This is a genomic window from Acinetobacter sp. ANC 4178, from assembly GCF_004331175.1.
Taxonomy (GTDB): domain Bacteria; phylum Pseudomonadota; class Gammaproteobacteria; order Pseudomonadales; family Moraxellaceae; genus Acinetobacter.
The window spans coordinates 147,708-165,769 of record NZ_SJOD01000003.1 but is presented as its reverse complement, the minus strand read 5'-3'; the positions used below and the strand labels follow the sequence as shown (position 1 = coordinate 165,769).

Annotated in this window: 13 protein-coding genes, 2 tRNA genes and 1 other RNA gene; 14 read left to right on the top strand and 2 right to left on the bottom strand. The window is 41.5% G+C overall.

What is annotated here, in order from left to right:
• From E0H87_RS07830 to E0H87_RS07815, 4 genes are all read left to right on the top strand, one after another.
• Positions 1–264, top strand: a complete 264-nt coding sequence (locus tag E0H87_RS07830; protein ID WP_131323076.1) for a YfhL family 4Fe-4S dicluster ferredoxin — start codon at positions 1–3, stop codon at positions 262–264.
• A 26-nt stretch (positions 265–290) separates the two neighbouring features.
• An RNA gene (gene rnpB / locus E0H87_RS07825) (RNase P RNA component class A) lies at positions 291–668 on the top strand.
• Positions 669–741: 73 nt separating this feature from the next.
• Positions 742–818: transfer RNA gene (locus E0H87_RS07820), tRNA-Met, on the top strand.
• A gap of 496 nt (positions 819–1,314) precedes the next feature.
• Positions 1,315–1,391, top strand: a tRNA-Met gene (locus E0H87_RS07815).
• 118 nt (positions 1,392–1,509) lie between these two features.
• On the opposite strand, the gene E0H87_RS07810 is transcribed toward E0H87_RS07815, so the two are convergent.
• A complete protein-coding gene (locus E0H87_RS07810; protein WP_131323075.1) occupies positions 1,510–3,135 on the bottom strand; it encodes an NAD+ synthase in 1,626 nt (541 codons plus the stop codon).
• A 239-nt stretch (positions 3,136–3,374) separates the two neighbouring features.
• Between E0H87_RS07810 and E0H87_RS07805 the strand changes: the two genes are divergently transcribed.
• The 4 genes from E0H87_RS07805 (at position 3,375) to E0H87_RS07790 (ending at position 7,492) form a co-directional block, all read left to right on the top strand.
• The gene (locus E0H87_RS07805; RefSeq protein ID WP_131323074.1) at positions 3,375–3,860 is read left to right on the top strand and encodes a type IV secretion protein Rhs; all 486 of its coding nucleotides are present in this window, start codon (positions 3,375–3,377) and stop codon (positions 3,858–3,860) included.
• A 195-nt stretch (positions 3,861–4,055) separates the two neighbouring features.
• A complete protein-coding gene (locus E0H87_RS07800; protein WP_131323073.1) occupies positions 4,056–5,012 on the top strand; it encodes a metal-dependent hydrolase in 957 nt (318 codons plus the stop codon).
• A gap of 19 nt (positions 5,013–5,031) precedes the next feature.
• A complete protein-coding gene (locus tag E0H87_RS07795; protein WP_131323072.1) occupies positions 5,032–5,877 on the top strand; it encodes an SDR family NAD(P)-dependent oxidoreductase in 846 nt (281 codons plus the stop codon).
• A gap of 16 nt (positions 5,878–5,893) precedes the next feature.
• Positions 5,894–7,492 (top strand): flavin-containing monooxygenase, encoded by a 1,599-nt coding sequence (locus E0H87_RS07790; protein ID WP_131323071.1) that lies wholly within the window; start codon positions 5,894–5,896, stop codon positions 7,490–7,492.
• Between the two features lie 73 nt (positions 7,493–7,565).
• On the opposite strand, the gene gltA is transcribed toward E0H87_RS07790, so the two are convergent.
• Positions 7,566–8,843, bottom strand: coding sequence for a citrate synthase (gene gltA / locus E0H87_RS07785; RefSeq protein WP_131262493.1), 1,278 nt, complete (start codon positions 8,841–8,843; stop codon positions 7,566–7,568).
• 994 nt (positions 8,844–9,837) lie between these two features.
• Here gltA and sdhC point away from each other — a divergent pair.
• The 6 genes from sdhC to odhB all read left to right on the top strand — a co-directional run bounded on the left by sdhC (position 9,838) and on the right by odhB (position 18,045).
• Positions 9,838–10,236: a succinate dehydrogenase, cytochrome b556 subunit gene (gene sdhC, locus E0H87_RS07780; protein ID WP_026441307.1), complete on the top strand. Its 399-nt coding sequence runs from the start codon at positions 9,838–9,840 to the stop codon at positions 10,234–10,236.
• Complete coding sequence (gene sdhD / locus E0H87_RS07775; protein ID WP_004695554.1) at positions 10,236–10,601, top strand: succinate dehydrogenase, hydrophobic membrane anchor protein; 366 nt, start codon at positions 10,236–10,238, stop codon at positions 10,599–10,601. The genes sdhC and sdhD overlap by 1 nt, the downstream gene beginning before the upstream one ends.
• Before the next feature lie 12 nt (positions 10,602–10,613).
• A complete protein-coding gene (locus tag E0H87_RS07770; RefSeq protein WP_131323070.1) occupies positions 10,614–12,512 on the top strand; it encodes an FAD-binding protein in 1,899 nt (632 codons plus the stop codon).
• A gap of 14 nt (positions 12,513–12,526) precedes the next feature.
• Complete coding sequence (locus E0H87_RS07765) at positions 12,527–13,237, top strand: succinate dehydrogenase iron-sulfur subunit (protein ID WP_116759813.1); 711 nt, start codon at positions 12,527–12,529, stop codon at positions 13,235–13,237.
• A 750-nt stretch (positions 13,238–13,987) separates the two neighbouring features.
• Entirely contained in the window at positions 13,988–16,828 is a 2,841-nt protein-coding gene (locus E0H87_RS07760; protein WP_131323069.1) for a 2-oxoglutarate dehydrogenase E1 component, read from the top strand.
• Complete coding sequence (gene odhB, locus E0H87_RS07755; RefSeq protein WP_131323068.1) at positions 16,828–18,045, top strand: 2-oxoglutarate dehydrogenase complex dihydrolipoyllysine-residue succinyltransferase; 1,218 nt, start codon at positions 16,828–16,830, stop codon at positions 18,043–18,045. Before E0H87_RS07760 ends, odhB begins: the two co-directional genes overlap by 1 nt.
• The last annotated feature ends 17 nt before the right edge of the window (positions 18,046–18,062 follow it).

Genomic DNA, 18,062 nt, shown 5'->3' with positions numbered 1-18,062 from the left:
GTGTCTTTATATATAACTGATGAATGCATCAATTGTGATGTTTGTGAACCTGTTTGCCCCAATGAAGCCATTTTTATGGGCGAATTGATTTATGAAATTAACCCAGACTTATGCACTGAATGTGTAGGGCATCATGATCAACCACAGTGTCAGCTCTTTTGTCCTGTGGACTGTATTCCGCTTGATCCCAATCATGCGGAGACGCAAGAACAGTTGTTAGATAAGTATCAACGTTTAATTGATCAAAAAAGCACAAGCAAATAGCTTTTAAATTTGATAAGATGCGCCTCGAAGTGAGCCAGACGATCGCTGCTGTGGAGGTCTCCGTGACTAAAGCAGGGGAGGAAAGTCCGGGCTTCAACGGGCAAGGTGCCAGGTAACGCCTGGGCGGCGCGAGCCGACGGAAAGTGCAGCAGAGAGTAGACCGCCTTCATTATGGTTTCGAGCAATCGAGATCGGAGGTAAGGGTGAAAGGGTGCGGTAAGAGCGCACCGCATGGCTGGTAACAGTTCATGGCATGGTAAACCCCACCGGAAGCAAGACCAAATAGGGATCCTTTAGGCATGGCCCATGCTGGATCCGGGTAGGTCGCTGGAGCGTATGAGTGATTGTACGCCTAGAGGAATGATCGTTCACGACAGAACCCGGCTTATCGGCTCACTTCACCAAATTTTGATCAATTAAGCGCATTAGGTACTTGACGTACTAAAGATAAAATCACATAATGCGCGCACAGTTTACGGCTATGTAGCTCAGTTGGTTAGAGCACCGCACTCATAATGCGGGGGTCACAAGTTCAAGTCTCGTCATAGCCACCATTTTATAAATCACGTTCCTATAACGTGATTTTTTTTGTCCAAAATTTGCTATTTATTGTTTGGTGCAAGTATCTATAAAAAGTAGCTTGGCATACGTATTAAAATGATGACCTTGTGATCGAAAATTTGATGTCTCCCTAAGGATTGTCGTGCCGAGTTAGAGATGAGGTGTGCATTTCCCCCCTAAATATTTTAAGTTTATTGCTGCATCACCTGTTTATATGTTTGGGTCGGTTAGCTCATTCTGGTTCTCTGCACGTATTGACCGCTTAGAGGCATAAAGGAGGCTATTTAAACGTGCTATGTACAATTAACCTAGAAAAGATAGTGAAAAAATGCTCCTTATGTTCATCACTTTGATACTAATATGATGAAAAATATACAAAGATGTATGAATGAACGGGCTAAATATATCAATTGCCTAAACTCTGAACATTCATAAGTAAAAAAGCTTGACGCACAGGCATGAAATTTAGATAATGCGCACACAGTTTACGGCTATGTAGCTCAGTTGGTTAGAGCACCGCACTCATAATGCGGGGGTCACAAGTTCAAGTCTCGTCATAGCCACCATTTTTATAGACCAAGCTCTCAGCTTGGTCTCTTTTTTTGTGCGTGAAAAAGAGAAGAAAATATATAACGCATAAAAAAGCCCAAACATTGGTTTGGGCTTTTGTGTTTTTATTCGCTGTTATACGCCAGCTTTCCAACCATTGATGATTGGGTAACGACGTTCGCGGCTAAAGGCACGTGAGCTAATACGCGGCCCAATAGAGCCTTGGCGACGTTTGTATTCATTAAAGTCGACGAGGCGAATCACTTTTTTCACCACATCTGCATCAAAGCCTTTGGCAATAATATCATCTTGGCTCATGTCTTCTTCAATGTAGGCATACAGGATTGCATCGAGGACATCATAAGCAGGCAATGAGTCTTGGTCGGTTTGGTCTGGACGAAGTTCTGCTGAAGGTGGGCGAGTAATCACACGCTCTGGAATCACAGGGGTTTCAGAGATGCTGTTACGGTATTTCGCCAATTCAAATACAATGGTCTTATACACATCTTTTAGAACAGCAAAACCGCCAACCATATCACCGTACAGCGTGCAATAGCCGACAGAAAGTTCTGATTTATTGCCTGTAGATAGAACAAGGTTACCAAATTTATTCGATAAACCCATCAGCAGCGTACCGCGTGTACGTGCTTGTAAGTTTTCTTCAGTGGCATCCGCAGGTGCATTGCCAAAGAATGGATAAAGCGTTTGCATGAAGCTGTTTACAATCGGATTAATTTCCGCGATACCAAAGGTAATGCCCATATTCTTCGCTTGTGCTGCTGCATCTTCTACACTGATTTGTGATGTATAAGTATAAGGCATCATAACGGCTTGTACTTTGTCAGCACCAATCGCATCTACAGCAATCGCAAGGGTCAATGCTGAGTCAATCCCACCTGAAAGACCTAAAATCACGCCAGGGAAGCCTGAGCGTTGAACGTAGTCACGCGTTGCCATCACCAAGGCTTGATAAATTTCTGCCATGGTTTCGAGGGTTGGAGTGCTTTCAGTCACTTGATAGCTTTGTTGTTCAGCAATATAGTCCGAATAAAGCAGTGCTTCTTTAAAACTTGGTGCTTGTAGTGCAACAGCGCCGTCTTTATTAATGACAAAGCTGGTGCCGTCAAAAATTAAATCATCTTGACCACCAACTTGGTTGGTATAAACCAAATTGAGGTTCATTTGTTTCGCAAGAGCAGACATGGTTTCAACACGATGCTGTGGCTTACCCACTTCATATGGTGAAGCATTTAGGACTAAAGCGGTTTCTACATTGAGTTGCGCAAGTTGCTGAACAGTATTCAGTGACCAGATATCTTCGCAAATCAGTACACCAAATTTATGACCGAGGTATTCAAATACCAAGTGCTGATGTCCTTCGTTAAAATAACGTTTTTCATCAAACACACCATAATTTGGTAAGTTTTGCTTGTTGTAAATACCGAGAATTTTACCGTCTTTCATGACCGCGGCAGAGTTGTAGCGTTGACCGTCTTCGGTTTGATTGACAAAACCAAAGACCATGACAATGTCTTTCACTTGGCTAAGCTGTTCAAACGCTTGTTGTGTGCGTTTTGATAGGCTTGGGCGCAACAGTAAATCTTCGGCTGGGTAACCAATGGTTGCTAATTCAGGAAAGATAATTAAATCTGATTTTTGCGCTTTGGCTTCATTTGCCAATTGTTGCATTTTTTCAGCATTTGCTTCGATATTGCCAATATGCGGAGAGAATTGTGCTAGGGCAATTTTAAAACTTTTCATTCCAACTTAATCCTAAAGCTATAGGGATGTGCACACAGACGACTGAGTTTCTTATCGTTATCGGTTCAGTACTGTGTAATCAACGACAAAACAATGAATAAATAATTTGCGTTGATACTATATACGAATTGCGATAAATGTAGTGTATAAATTCAAAAAAAATTCTTATTTGCATTTAGAAAAACAATTCATGATTGTACATGGGAAGTTATCTATATTTCACTGAAAAGGTTAAAGATATGTCACGATATTTATCAACGCTGATTCAGGCTATCCGAAGCTTAGGCGTTTTGTCTCGACGTTCTTTGACCGAAGGTGAAAAATCATTGGTTCGATGGATTTTTGCAGACACGATTCAGTTGGATCAGGTTCAAATTATTGCGCATAAAGCAGTTCTCAAAAATCATGCGATGAGTCCAAATGGACATATTTATTTTCATGCACAAAATTACTGTCATGACTTTTCAAAGTGTTCACTCGGTTTGCAATCTTGGTTTATTCATGAGATGACGCATGTGTGGCAATACCAGCAAGGCATTGCTGTAGTACGTAAGGCATTGTTTGATCGCCGTTATCGCTATGTAATCCAGCAAGGAAAATTATTTTTAAATTATGGAATAGAGCAGCAGGCACAAATGGTACAAGATTATTTTATTAAAAAAGCTCAAGGACAGGACTGCGATGCTTATGAACAATGCATTCCTTTTTTGGCACCCAAAGCGTGATTTTGTCCCATGCAGATAATTTTGTCAGAAAACTGTCTGACAAGCATAAGGAAAGGCAGAAATTGCAAATCAAATGACCTGAATTGCTAGTGGCAAGCCGCCTAAGCTCACTTAGTTTTTTATTGTAGGTACATGCTTAAGCAGCATGCGCAATACCACAAAGTTGCACTTACAGTAGAAAAATAAGGAATAGTCATGCAATTCATTACACCGCTTAGAAATACATTGAATCATGTATTTTCTGGACCTCTTTTTGATGCTCTGAAACAGTCTCCCATGATTCCGATTCGGCACATGCGGTTTGACTTTGATCCGAAAGCAATTGATCCCAAGTTTTATCTCAATACAGAATTGGCAAGTGCATATTTTGCATCACTTTCCATTTTTCTAACTTTTGGAGAGGACTTGGTGATAGATACGGCACGTTATCATCGTGATTTGGTACAAGATCCGCTGCTGAAACAACGTGTGACGGCTTTGATTGGTCAAGAAGCCATCCATTCGAAAATGCACAATGAGTTAAATGATGCATTGCTGGAAGTGGATTATCCCGTGCAGTTGTTTCGCACGTGGGCGGGTTGGGTATTTGACTATGGATTTAACCGTTTACCTCAACCCATGAAATTATCACTCATGGCGGGTATTGAGCATTTCACTGCGGTATTGGCGGAATACATGATGAAGCATGAGGAAATTTTCTTCAGCTCGAGAGATGAAAAGCAGCGTGCGATCTGGATGTGGCATATGCTCGAAGAGTCTGAGCATAAAGACATTGCCTATGATGTCTTCCAAGCCTTATCCAATAATTATGCGCTTCGTATAGCAGGCTTTTTCCCTGCGCTCATCACGATTCTTATTTTAATTTCAGCCGCTTCACTCATGGTGCCATTCTACCGAGAACCGAAGAATTTAATTCGTTGGAGTTACTGGAGGGAGCTGCCTTATAGTTTTAGCCTAATTTTTGGCTTAAAAGATGGTGTTTATGGCAGCACTATGCAGCATATTTTTGATTATTTACGCCCTGATTTTCATCCCAATGATTATGATACTTCTGCCTATTTAAGTTATTACAAAGAAAAGCTGTTAAACCCTGAACATGGCATTTTAACGCCTTATTTTACGCGTGAATTTACTCCTAGTTTACGTTCATAACAAAGTGGGGGATTTTAAAATGACAATTTTTAATAAGAAAAGTAAACCAAGCAAGCATGCTTATGCCGTGGTAACAGGTGCGGGGAGTGGTATTGGGCGGAGTTTTGCGCTGGAGCTTGCGCGGCGCGGAGGGGTGGTGGTTTGTGCAGATATTCATCTCAACGCTGCTGAAGAAACCGTCAGCTTGATTCAAAATCAATATCAAACAGATGCTTTTGCTGTGCAATGTGATGTGGGTTGCGCTGAGCAAGTCAAAGCATTAGCTGAGCAAGCCGAACAATTAATGGGGTACGCGACCACCTTAATTATTAACAATGCGGGAGTTGGTTTGGGTGGAAAGTTTGATGAAGTCAGCCTAGAAGATTGGCAATGGTGTATGCATGTCAATTTATGGGGTGTGATTCATGGATGCCATTATTTTGTCCCCCAATTTAAACAGCAAGGCTATGGTGCGATTATTAATGTCGCCTCTGCCGCAGGGTTTACTGCTGCACCCGAAATGACAGCATATAACGTCACCAAATCGAGCGTTTTAGCATTGTCTGAAACGCTGTCCGCAGAACTTCGCAGTGCCAATATTCGTGTCAATGTACTTTGTCCAACGTTAGTGCCAACCAACATTATGAAAAATGGGCGTTTACCACAACATTACTCTGGTTTGGCAGATCATTTGCTGATGAATCATGCTTTTATCAATAGCGACCAAGTGGCGGTTAAAACCTTGAATCGGCTAGATGCGAATAAGCTGTATACCATTCCGCAGCCAGATGCCAAGTTGTTTTGGTGGTTAAAACGAGCGGCTCCAAGTCTGTATGCCAAGCTGCTTGGCGTGGGTTATCCATTGTTCCAAAAATATGTGAAATAAAAATAAGAGATTCAACATGACAGAAAATATTTTAGTGGAAAATTCAGATCAAAAAATTGAATCTGCCTCAGAAGAAGGTGCTGATTCTATTGGGGTAGAGGAAAACCCAACTTCCGTGACTCAACAAAAACCAAAATTACGAACTCAAGCGAAACAACCGCAGCCAACGCGTATATATGATTGTATTGTGATTGGAGCAGGAATATCGGGTATTGCAGCTGCCTATAAGATGATACAAGCTGGTTATGCTGACTTTTTAGTGCTCGAAAAAGCAGATCGCGTCGGTGGAACTTGGCGTGACAACACTTATCCTGGCTGTGGTTGTGACGTACCATCTGCCTTATATTCTTTCTCGTTTGCGCCAAGTCATGCTTGGAGTCATCTCTTTGCTAAGCAAACAGAAATTTTGACCTATCTGGAGCAGGTCACGAAGCAATTCAATTTGCATGACCAAATTAAATTTCAGCATGAGCTTTTATCCGCCAAATGGAATGAAGCGCAGCAACGATGGGTTTTAGAAACTTCACAGGGAAAATTTCTCGCCAAGACAGTGGTTTTCTCTACTGGCCCTATTACGGAGCCGTCTGTACCACAGATTAAGGGAGTTGATACTTTTGCAGGGGAAATGTTTCATTCAGCACTTTGGAAACATGACTACGATTTAACAGGTAAACGGGTTGCAGTGATTGGTACAGGTGCATCTGCAATTCAGTTTATTCCTCAAATTCAACCTCTCGTTAAGGAGTTGATTGTTTTTCAGCGTACTGCACCGTGGGTATTACCCAAAGCAGATCTCGCATTGAATAATGCTGCTAAAGGTGTTATTGCCAAATATCCTGTGATTCAACAGTTGTGGCGTAGCAGTGTGGCGCAAATTTTAAATGGGATTAATTTTGGACTACGCCATCCTCAAATATTAGAGCCGATTAATCTGCTGAGCAAACAGCTATTAAAGCTGCAAATTCAAGATCAAGCATTACGAAAAAATGTGACCCCTCATTTCTCAATTGGCTGTAAACGGCTTTTATTCGCCAATGATTATTATCCTGCCTTACAGCAAAAAAATGTACAGCTTGTGCCACAGGGTTTGATTGAAATACAAGGGAATAAACTCATTGCTGCAAATGGTGAGCAGTACGAGGCCGATGTGATTATCTGGGGGACAGGCTTTGAGGTTTCACATCCGCCTATAGGTAAGCGAGTCTATGATGCGAATGAGCAACTCTTGGCAGAGCGTTGGAAGGAAAGCTCTCCAGAAGCATTTTTGGGTGCCAGTTTGGAACATGTGCCCAATGTCTTTTTAGTGCTGGGTCCAAATATTCTGGTCTATGACTCATTTATTGGGATTGCTGAAGCGCAACTGGATTACATTATTAGCGGCTTAGTGCAAATGCGTGATCAGGGTATTAAGCGCATAGAAATTAAGCCTAAAGTACTTCATGAGCATAATGTTGCAGTACAAAAAAACTTGCAGAAGACGGTTTTTAACCGTGGTGGTTGTAAATCTTATTATTTAGATCAAAATGGGCGAAATTTTGCCGCATGGCCGTGGTCGTTAAAGCAATTAAAGCAACAACTAAAAAAATTAGACTTGGCTGATTATGATATTGCTTGATATTTAGTTTTATTCCACGCGAAATAAAAAACCACCCGAAGGGTGGTTTTTTAAAATCCTTAATTCTTTCGAATTAACGACCTTGGATGTCACGTTGAACTTCACCAGTGTAAAGCTGACGTGGACGACCAATTTTGTATGGTCCGCTGTGCATTTCTAACCAGTGGCTGATCCAACCAACAGTACGTGCAAGCGCGAAGATTACAGTAAACATTTCTGTTGGGATACCAATCGCTTTAAGAATGATACCTGAGTAGAAGTCTACGTTCGGGTATAAGTTACGTTTAATGAAGTATTCGTCAGAAAGTGCGATACGTTCAAGTTCCATAGCAAGAGCAAGCTGTGGATCGTTGATGCCAAGCGCAGCAAGAACTTCGTCACAAGTTTCTTTCATTACTTTCGCACGTGGATCGAAGTTTTTATAAACTCGGTGACCGAAGCCCATAAGTTTAACTTCTTTAGTTTTCACTTTTTCCATGAAGCCAGCAACGTTTTCTACAGTGCCGATTTCATCAAGCATCTTAAGAACAGCTTCATTCGCACCACCGTGAGCAGGGCCCCAAAGTGCAGAGATACCAGCAGCAATACATGCATACGGGTTAGCACCAGTAGAACCAGCTAAACGTACAGTAGATGTAGACGCGTTTTGTTCGTGGTCAGCATGAAGCGTGAAAATACGATCCATTGCTTTTGCAAGAATAGGGTTTACTTTGTAATCACGGTCTGCTGGAGTAGCAAACATCATATGCAAGAAGTTTTCTGCATAGTTTAAGTCATTACGTGGGTAAACAAATGGTTGACCTACAGTGTACTTGTAGCTCCAAGCTGCAAGTGTAGGTACTTTCGCGATTAAACGAATTGCAGTGATTTCACGGTGGTTAACATCTTCAATGTCTAAACCATTGTGATAGAACGCAGAAAGTGCACCTACTACACCCACCATGATTGCCATAGGGTGAGCGTCACGACGGAAACCGTTGAAGAAACGGCTAACTTGGTCGTGAACCATAGTGTGGTTACGTACTTTAGCGTCAAATTCAGCTTTTTGCTCAGCAGTTGGAAGCTCGCCATTTAATAATAGGTAGCAAGTTTCTAAGTAGTCTGCTTTAGTAGCAAGTTGGTCAATTGGGTAACCGCGGTGTAAAAGTACACCTTTGTTACCGTCAATGAAGGTAATTTTTGATTCGCAAGCTGCTGTTGCCATAAAACCAGGATCAAAAGTAAAGTGACCCGCGGCCAACACATCCTTAACGTCGATTACATCTGGGCCCAATGTGCCGCTGTAAATTGGTAATTCAATTTCTTTGCCATCAAGCTGTAATACGGCTTTTTTGCCAGTTGCTTCAGACATTCAAAGATCTCCTGTCCTGGTGAATGTTTAATCTGACTCGTAGTACTAATCTTGTAATGCGCGAATCAGACGGATCAAAAATTTGCTAATTAGATTAGAGCGTGCTGAAATTTTGTCAATTATACTTATGGATAAAAACTGACGTCCTCACAGAGGTTTAGTCAAATCCGTCCTGAGTGGAATGAGTAAAATCAAAGCACCGCCGCGCTATAATATGTCAAAAAATTCTTGAGGTGCAGAAAAAAAATAGCACTCCATCTTAATTGTAAATATTTATAAAAATTATGGGGGGAGTATTTTAGAACAAATGGTGCAAGCAAATTGAATCGAAATTCATCTAATTTTCATAACTTACACTCTTTTTTGTTCATATTTTATTTCATTTTTGAGTCTAATTTGACATTAAATTCTAATCCAAGGGGATGGTTTGATTGATCAAAAAATGACTAATTGGATTTTTGATTCTGAATGAAAAATGATCTTTTTGCATGATTTTTTGCAAATTTTGAACGGATTAAGCCCTTAAAATTTATACGTGATCTGTATTTTGTTTTGGCTAAGTCATTATTTAATCACGTTATATCGCAAAATTATCGCTTTAAATAAATACTGAACATTTTGATAGGAAATGCAAGTCTCTCCATATAAAGGAAAGGATTATCAAATAGGGTAAATATCTTCCTTATCTTTAGTCTAAAAATGCAAAATTACAGGAGATGGCTAAAAGGGATGTGTTTTGGTGGATAAGTGATAAAAACCAATAGCATAGCAATAAATTTGAGCTAAATTATTGGTTTTTATAGAATGTTGTTTTTGTTAATGATTCTTATTTAAAGGTTTTTTGTTAAAAAACCAGTCTTTGATTGTTTGTATTTTGACTTTTCGCGTTTTATAATTCGATGTCGTTTTAAGTTTAGGCATTTATTTGCCTGACAATGCCAGCTTTCCTTCGAATTAATTCCAACAAACTCCGGATGGAGTTTTTACTTACAGGATGCCCGCTGTGAAAAGCAACAGACCTGTCAATTTGTCCATGGGTCAAGTTTTAGAAGTAAACTTAAAATCCCCTGTGGCTATTGCATCAATTTTACACCGCCTATCTGGCGTTATCGTATTTTTACTCGTACCAGTACTTTTATGGATTTTAGACAAATCATTGTCTTCTCCTGAAGGTTTTGCGCAAGTGCAAGCTATTTTTAATAGCTTCATCGTGCGTTTTATCGTATGGGTATTTGTAGCCGGCTTAATTTTCCACTTTATTGCGGGGGTTAAGCATTTACTTGCGGATCTAGGTATTGCTGAAGAACTGCAAAGTGGTCGTGTCGCAGCTACTATTTCATTGATCTTGTCTGCAATCGGTATCATTGCGGCATTTGTATGGATTGTTATCTAATGAAAAGTGCTACTGGTTTAACGGGTTCAGGTTCTCGTGATTGGTTTATCCAACGCGTAAGTGCTGTCGTATTAGCAGTTTATACTGTTGTTGTTTTAGGTTGGATCCTATGCAATGGCGGTTTTAGCTACGAACAGTGGTACGGCTTTATGATGACAGCTCCAATGAAGATCTTATCTTTATTAGCAGTCTTATCTCTTGTTGCACATGCATGGATTGGTATGTGGCAGGTATTCACGGATTATGTGACTACTCGTCAAATGGGGCCTTCAGCTTCAGGTTTACGCCTTGTACTAACTTCAGCAGTAATTATTGCTGTATTTGCATATGCGATCTGGGCAATCCAGATTTTTTGGGCGAATTGATAGGAAGAGATCATGGGCGCTATAACCCCTAAAGAAGATTACACAAATATTCCACACGAAACTTTCGATGCAGTCATCGTTGGTGGTGGTGGTTCAGGTATGCGCGCATCTTACCAACTTGCTCAAGCTGGTTTAAAAGTTGCGGTTCTGACTAAAGTATTCCCAACACGTTCACACACAGTTGCTGCGCAGGGCGGTATTGGTGCATCTCTTGGTAACATGCAAGAAGATAACTGGCACTACCACTTCTACGACACTGTTAAAGGTTCAGACTGGTTAGGTGACCAAGACGCGATCGAATTTATGACGCGTGAAGCACCACAAGTGGTTTATGAGTTAGAACACTTAGGTATGCCGTTTGACCGTAACGCAGATGGTACGATTTACCAACGTCCATTCGGTGGTCACTCTGCAAACTACGGTGAAAAAGCAGTTCCACGTGCATGTGCTGCTGCTGACCGTACAGGTCATGCACTTCTTCATACGCTTTATCAAAGCAACGTGAAAATGGGCACGCAATTCTTCGTTGAATGGATTGCACTTGACCTTATTCGTAATGAAGCGGGTGATGTACTCGGTGTAACTGCATACGACCAAGAAACTGGTAAAATTGCAGTATTCCAAGCCAAAGCGACATTGTTTGCTACAGGTGGTGCAGGTCGTGTTTACCGTGCATCTACTAACGCATATATCAACACGGGTGACGGTCTTGGTATGGCGGCTCGTGCAGGTATTCCATTACAAGATATGGAATTCTGGCAATTCCACCCTACAGGTGTGGCGGGCGCAGGTGTATTGTTGACAGAAGGTTGTCGTGGTGAAGGTGCGATCCTTCGTAACGATGCTGGTGAGCCGTTCATGGAACGCTATGCACCAACTTTAAAAGACTTGGCGCCACGTGACTTCGTATCACGTTCTATGGACCAAGAAATTAAAGAAGGTCGCGGTTGTGGTCCGAAGAAAGACTACATCTTACTTGATATGACGCACTTGGGTGCTGAAACAATCATGAAACGTCTTCCATCTGTATTTGAGATTGGTAAGAAATTTGCGAACGTTGATATCACTAAAGAACCAATTCCTGTAGTACCAACAATCCATTATCAAATGGGTGGTATTCCAACGAATATTCATGGTCAAGTTGTTGTGCCTGAAAGTGCTGAAGTTTCACCGCTTGAAGCAAACTACAACAAAGAGACTGATGTTTATTCTACCAATGCAGGTGAACGTAACTTTACGAAACCTGTTAAAGGCTTCTATGCAATTGGTGAGTGTTCTTGTGTATCTGTACATGGTGCAAACCGTTTAGGTACGAACTCACTGCTTGACTTGGTTGTATTTGGTAAGGCTGCGGGTGAACACATCATTGATTACGTGACTAAACACCACGGTGATGAATACCAACCACTTCCTACGACTGTACTTGAGCAAACTGTTGCGCGTATCCGTAAATTGGATGACTCAACAACAGGCGAAAATGCACAAGAAGTTGCTGATGCAATTCGTGACATCGTACAAGACCATGCTGGCGTATTCCGTACAGAAGCATTGCTTGATAAAGGTGTGAAAGAAATTCTTGCGATTGAATCACGCGTACGTAACATTCATTTAAAAGACAAATCAAAAGTATTTAATACGGCACGTATTGAAGCTTTAGAAGTTGAAAACTTATATGAAGTTGCTAAAGCGACCCTGATTTCAGCTGCTGCACGTAAAGAGTGTCGTGGTGCGCATACGGTTGTAGATTTTGAAGAATCTCCTGATCATCCAGAGTATCCGTACGGTCGCCGTGATGATGAGTGGATGAAGCACACATTATGGTTCTCTAGCGATAACCGTCTTGAGTACAAGCCAGTGCGTTACAAGCCGCTATCTGTAGCTGCCATTCCACCTAAACCACGTACATTCTAATTGGGAGAAGTAAGATGAGTAGAGGTACTCGTACATTTAATATCTACCGCTACGATCCTGATAAGGATGCAGCACCATACATGCAAACTTTTAAGCTAGAGTTGACTGATAAGCACCGTATGTTGCTTGATGCGCTTCTTGCATTAAAAGTACAAGATGAAACTTTAACGTTCCGTCGTTCATGCCGTGAAGGTATTTGTGGTTCTGATGGTGTAAACATTAATGGTAAAAATGGTTTAGCGTGTCTTTGGAACCTAAACGACTTACCAGAAGTGATCACTGTGCGTCCTTTACCAGGTTTGCCAGTGGTTAAAGATTTAGTTGTGGATATGAATCAGTTCTACGATCAGTACAACAAAATTCATCCATTCTTGATCAATAACCAACCTGCACCACCAAAAGAACGTTTACAGGCTCCTGAAGAGCGTGAACACTTAGATGGTTTATACGAATGTATTCTTTGTGCATGTTGTTCAACATCATGCCCATCGTTCTGGTGGAACCCTGATAAATTCTTGGGTCCTTCAGCATTGTTGAATGCTTACCGTTTTATCATCGACTCTCGTGATACAGCAACTCAAGAGCGTTTGGCTCGTCTTGACGATCCATTCTCATTGTTCCGTTGTAAAGGGATCATGAACTGTGTATCAGTATGTCCTAAAGGTTTGAACCCGACGAAAGCAATCGGTCACATCCGTAACATGCTTTTAGATATGGCGGGCTAATCTTTAGCAATTAAAGATGATTGAAAAAAGCACACTTACGAGTGTGCTTTTTTTATGAAACATCAAAATTATCGCGCGTAATACTGTTTTGCTGGGAAGGGGCAAAAATGTAAACATAATTTGTGCAATTCATGTAAAAACGGGCGGATTATTTATGCTGAAAAGCATTTGTCGCGTAGAATAAATGCTATTATATAACGTTAGAAAAGGGCAGTTTGTAAGAGGATGCTCTTTTTTATTATTTGCTAAACTGAAATAGGACTTTGGTCTAAATTGCTTCTTGATTGATGATAAATCACCATAGTTTACAGCATAAAATATGATGTGTATTTCGCTGATTTATGAATGGTATGTGTCAAAAAAATCAATTGAAGAAAGAGGAACATGTTACGATTTGATACATCGTTATATTGAAAAAAACTGTGGTTAATTAATACACATTTTTTGATATATATTGAGTGCTTACATACTTTCTAAGTGGTTTTAGAAAAGCTAAATCAAGAATTTATCTTTTCTAAAACGATTTTGCAAAAAATTGCTCGGTTTCGGTCGAGTATATATGGATGAGTGATGATGCCATTGTGGGTGTTGTTGTTCATTTTTCACATCAGGATACTCCTAATGTGGTGATAACGCCCTGAGGCTGATGTCTGCTGGGGACTAATGTCATGTTACCAATTTGACATTATCAATCATTGGGTTGCTTAAAAGGCACCTGAAATATTTTTGCAATAGGAAATGGGTCCACAAATGCAAGAAGTTGCTGACGCTCTGCGTCTTGACACTGAACTTTCCGCTGATAGTGCAGCGTATATTGAAGAACTTTATGAGCAGTATTTGACGTCACCTGAATCAGTTGGTGCTGATTGGCGCGAATACTTCGATAAATTCCCGAAAGGTGATCAACCACACAGCAATGTACGTGAGCAATTCCTCTTATTAGGCCGCAATTCAAGCCGTGTTCAGGCGGTGGTTCAAAGCACAGTTAGTACTGAACATGAGCGTCGTCAAATTGGCGTATTACAACTTATTGCAGCGTATCGTAACCGTGGTCATCAGAAAGCAAAGCTTGATCCACTAGGTTTGGCAAAACGTGAAATCGTGCCAGATCTTGATCTTGCTGCACATGGCTTAACTCAATCGGATTTAGACACTGTATTCAATACAGGGAATCTTTTGATTGGTAAAGACGAAGCAACTTTAGGTGAAATGGTTCAAGCCATGGAAGCAACTTACTGTGCTTCGATTGGTGCAGAATACATGCACATTGTTGATACCAAAGAAAAACGCTGGATTCAACAACGCCTTGAAGGTGCCCGTGGTCAATTCAACTTTACTGCAGAACAGAAAAAGCACGTATTGGAGCGTTTAACTGCTGCTGAAGGTCTAGAAAAATTCCTAGGTAATAAATACGTTGGCGCAAAACGTTTTGGCGTTGAAGGTGGCGAATCTTTCATTCCAATGGTTGATGCTTTGATTCAACGTGCAGGTTCTGTAGGTTGTAAAGAAGTTGTTATTGGTATGCCACACCGTGGTCGTTTGAACCTTCTTGTGAACATCATGGGTAAAAACCCAGCAGACCTATTTGGTGAGTTCGAAGGTAAGAGCATCCATAAAAAAGGTTCTGGTGACGTGAAGTACCACCAAGGTTTCTCTTCAAACGTCATGACTCAAGGTGGCGAAGTTCACTTGGCATTGGCATTTAACCCATCACACTTAGAAATCGTCGGCCCTGTGGTTGAAGGTTCAGTACGTGCACGTCAAGTTCGTCGTAAAGACATTGGCGGTGATGATGTATTGCCAGTAATTGTTCACGGTGATGCTGCATTTGCAGGTCAAGGTGTTAACCAAGAAACCTTCCAAATGTCACAAACTCGTGGCTATACAGTGGGTGGTACAGTTCACATTGTGGTGAATAACCAAGTGGGTTTCACAACGTCTGATCCACGTGATGCGCGTTCTACAGAATACTGTACGGACATCGCGAAAATGATCCAAGCGCCGATTTTCCATGTGAACGGTGATGATCCTGAATCGGTATTGTTTGTTGCTCAATTGGCACATGATTTCCGTCATACTTTCCGTAAAGACGTTGTAATTGACATGTTCTGTTACCGTCGTCGTGGTCATAACGAAGCGGACGAGCCAGCTGCAACACAGCCAATGATGTATCAAGTTATCAACAAGAAAACCACGACACGTGCATTGTATGCAGACCAATTGGTTCAGCAAAATGTGTTAGACCGTGCGAAAGCTGATCAAATGGTTGAAGATTACCGTTCTGATTTAGAAGCGGGTAAACATGTTGCGAATGCGCTGGTACTTGAGCCAAATACAAAAATGTTTGTAGATTGGACGCCGTACTTAGGTCATGAATATACAGACATTTGGGATACCACGTTCTCTGAAGACCGTTTGAAAGAACTTGGTCTCAAAATGCGTGAGCTTCCTGAAGGCTTTGTCATGCAGCGTCAAGTTGCAAAAGTGATTGATGATCGCTTGAAAATGCAAACTGGCGAAATGCCTTTGAACTGGGGTGCAGCTGAAACTTTAGCTTATGCATCTATTTTAGATGATGGCTATTTAGTTCGTTTAACTGGTGAAGACGTTGGTCGTGGTACCTTCTCACACCGTCATGCGAAGCTACATAACCAAGTGGATGGTTCTACCTATATTCCGCTTTGCCACATCAAAGAAAACCAACCACGTACTGCAATTTACGACTCATTATTGTCTGAAATGGCGGTGTTAGGTTTTGAGTATGGTTATGCAACCACGCTTCCTAAGAGCTTGGTGATTTGGGAAGCACAATTTGGTGACTTCGCAAACTGTGCGCAAGTGGTAATCGATCAGTTCATCGCATCTGGCGAAACCAAGTGGGAGCGTGTGTGTGGTTTAACTCTGCTTCTTCCGCACGGTTTTGAAGGTCAAGGTCCAGAGCACTCATCTGCACGTTTAGAACGTTTCTTACAGCTATGTGCTGAAGACAACATGCAAGTGATGACTCCAACAACACCTGCGCAGATTTTCCATGCTTTACGTCGTCAGGCGATTCGCCCAATTCGTAAGCCAATGATCATCATGTCACCGAAGTCTTTGCTTCGTCACAAACTTGCAACGTCTACTTTAAGTGAACTTGCAAATGGTACATTCCAAACGGTGATTGATGAAATCGATAACATCAACAAAGCAGACGTAACTCGTTTGGTTCTTTGTGGTGGTAAGGTTTACTACGACTTGCTTGAGAAACGTCGTGAGCAAGAGTTAAATAACACTGCAATCATTCGTATTGAACAGTTGTATCCATACCCAGAACAACGTATTGCTGAAGTTCTAGCTCAATATCCAAATGTAAAAGAAATTGTTTGGACGCAAGAAGAGCCTAAGAACCAAGGTGCTTGGTTATTCATCGCACCACGTCTATATGATGATGTGATGAAATCAGGTAAACCAGTACGTATCAGTTATGCAGGTCGTGAAGCTTCTGCTGCACCGGCTTGTGGTTCACCATATTTGCATGCAAAACAACAAGCTCAGCTGGTTAATGACGCTTTAGCGATCGTAGCTGAACAATCAGGAGATTCTAAGTAATGGCAACCGAAATTAAAGCACCGGTATTCCCAGAGTCAGTTGCAGACGGTACGATTGCAACTTGGCACAAACAACCAGGTGAAGCAGTATCACGTGATGAAGTGATCTGTGACATTGAAACCGACAAAGTTGTTTTAGAAGTCGTTGCTCCTGCTGACGGTACAATCGTTACAATCATTAAAGGTGAAGGCGACACAGTTCTTTCTGCTGAAGTAATTGCTCAGTTTGAAGAAGGTGCGGTTTCTGGTGCTGCTGCAACAGAAGCAGTTCAAGGTGAAGCAAAAGTTGAACAAGCTGCTGCAAATACTCAAGCGGGTGCTGCACCAGTAGTTGAACGTGCTCAACAAGTTCAAGATCAAGCTCCTGCTGTACGTAAAGCATTAACTGAAACTGGTATTGCAGCTACTGACGTTGCAGGTACTGGTCGCGGTGGCCGTATCACTAAAGAAGATGTTGCAAATCACCAAACTAAGCCAGCGGCTACTGCAGCAGCGCCTTTAAGCGTTGCGGTGGGTGAGCGCATCGAAAAACGTGTTCCAATGACACGTCTTCGTAAGCGTGTAGCTGAACGTTTACTTGCAGCAACTCAAGAAACTGCAATGTTGACAACGTTTAACGAAGTGAACATGAAGCCAATCATGGAAATGCGTGCACAATATAAAGATGCATTTGAGAAGCGTCATGGTGCGCGTCTTGGTTTTATGTCTTTCTTTGTTAAAGCGGCAACTGAAGCGCTTAAACGCTACCCAGCAGTGAATGCTTCAATTGATGGTGATGACATTGTTTACCACGGTTACTATGACATCGGTGTAGCAGTATCTTCTGAGCGCGGTCTAGTTGTACCTGTGCTTCGTGATACAGATCGCATGAACTATGCTGAAGTTGAAAATGGCATCCGTGACTTTGCTTACAAAGCACGTGATGGCAAGTTGGGCATCGAAGACATGACTGGCGGTACGTTCACCATTACTAATGGTGGTACGTTCGGTTCATTGTTATCAACTCCGATTTTGAATACACCACAAACTGCGATTTTGGGTATGCATAAAATCCAAGAGCGTCCAATGGCTGTAAACGGTCAAGTAGAAATCTTACCGATGATGTATTTAGCGCTTTCTTATGACCACCGTTTAATCGATGGTAAAGAAGCAGTTGGTTTCTTGGTAACAATCAAAGAATTGTTAGAAGAACCTGCTAAATTGATCCTTGACCTTTAATCGATAGAATAAAAATA

What these genes read in the sequence shown, in the direction of transcription:
- E0H87_RS07805 (WP_131323074.1), top strand. Translation starts at nt 3,375, where the DNA reads ATGTCACGATATTTATCAACGCTGATTCAGGCTATCCGAAGCTTAGGC.
- E0H87_RS07800 (WP_131323073.1), top strand. Translation starts at nt 4,056, where the DNA reads ATGCAATTCATTACACCGCTTAGAAATACATTGAATCATGTATTTTCT.
- sdhC (WP_026441307.1), top strand. Translation starts at nt 9,838, where the DNA reads ATGCCCGCTGTGAAAAGCAACAGACCTGTCAATTTGTCCATGGGTCAA.
- odhB (WP_131323068.1), top strand. Translation starts at nt 16,828, where the DNA reads ATGGCAACCGAAATTAAAGCACCGGTATTCCCAGAGTCAGTTGCAGAC.
- E0H87_RS07790 (WP_131323071.1), top strand. Translation starts at nt 5,894, where the DNA reads ATGACAGAAAATATTTTAGTGGAAAATTCAGATCAAAAAATTGAATCT.
- E0H87_RS07795 (WP_131323072.1), top strand. Translation starts at nt 5,032, where the DNA reads ATGACAATTTTTAATAAGAAAAGTAAACCAAGCAAGCATGCTTATGCC.
- E0H87_RS07810 (WP_131323075.1), bottom strand. Translation starts at nt 3,135, where the DNA reads ATGAAAAGTTTTAAAATTGCCCTAGCACAATTCTCTCCGCATATTGGC.
- E0H87_RS07765 (WP_116759813.1), top strand. Translation starts at nt 12,527, where the DNA reads ATGAGTAGAGGTACTCGTACATTTAATATCTACCGCTACGATCCTGAT.
- sdhD (WP_004695554.1), top strand. Translation starts at nt 10,236, where the DNA reads ATGAAAAGTGCTACTGGTTTAACGGGTTCAGGTTCTCGTGATTGGTTT.
- gltA (WP_131262493.1), bottom strand. Translation starts at nt 8,843, where the DNA reads ATGTCTGAAGCAACTGGCAAAAAAGCCGTATTACAGCTTGATGGCAAA.
- E0H87_RS07770 (WP_131323070.1), top strand. Translation starts at nt 10,614, where the DNA reads ATGGGCGCTATAACCCCTAAAGAAGATTACACAAATATTCCACACGAA.
- E0H87_RS07760 (WP_131323069.1), top strand. Translation starts at nt 13,988, where the DNA reads ATGCAAGAAGTTGCTGACGCTCTGCGTCTTGACACTGAACTTTCCGCT.